Genomic DNA, 804 nt, shown 5'->3' on the forward strand with positions numbered 1-804 from the left:
GATAAAAAGGCTAACTGTTTTAATAAAAAAACATCAGAACTAAAGTTTAAATAAATCATATGTGAAAAATTAAAGAGAGGTGTAGTAATATAAAGCACTATTTGCTGCACACCAGAGGGTAAAAAATAAAAATATTTACTTAGAGGGAAGTAACCATTTACTAAAGAGTCTCCAGAAGTAGGAACAAAAAAACCACTCCCTGAACGAATACTGCCAATAAAAGAAAAAATCAAACCTATAAATACTATAAAAAAAACAGCTTTTAATTTTTTATTAGAAAAGTCAGAGCTATGTTCTTCTGAGTAATACCATACTAAAAATATCGAAAACAATCCCATTAATAATCGGTTTCGGTCAATAAAGAGAATAGGAGCAATTAACCCAACCAATAAAATAAACTTAAACTTAAAACCTCTTTTATAAAACAAGCTCCCAAATAAGCACAATAGCCATGAAAAATTGGTAATATGTCTAATATACCTACCAAATCCGTTAAACTCAGCATATGTCCATGGTTTTAGTAACTTAAAGCCATTAAAGAAAATATCTAAAGGAATAAGTGCAATAACAAAATAACAAAAAAATAAAAACAATTTCATTTCAAAGTCATACACTTGAATTCTAATTGCTTTACTTATCGAAATTTCTTTTTTAGTAAAAAAGCTACAAAAAATGGCGCAAAATAAAAAACTAGAAGGAAGAAACAAAAATGACAAGTACATGTTTTCTGGAATATAGAAAAACAAAAAGACCAATGCAAGTTGAATTACTATAGGAAAGGTTAAATAAAGATAAAACCTATTC

General features: G+C 27.4%; 1 protein-coding gene. It reads right to left on the minus strand.

What is annotated here, in order from left to right:
• A partial coding sequence (locus K5R16_RS21975) for a hypothetical protein (protein WP_220740533.1) occupies nucleotides 1–599 on the minus strand: 599 nt, incomplete at its 3' end.
• Nucleotides 600–804 lie beyond the last annotated feature (205 nt).

The organism is Shewanella sp. c952 (assembly GCF_019654975.1).
Taxonomy (GTDB): Bacteria; Pseudomonadota; Gammaproteobacteria; order Enterobacterales; family Shewanellaceae; genus Shewanella.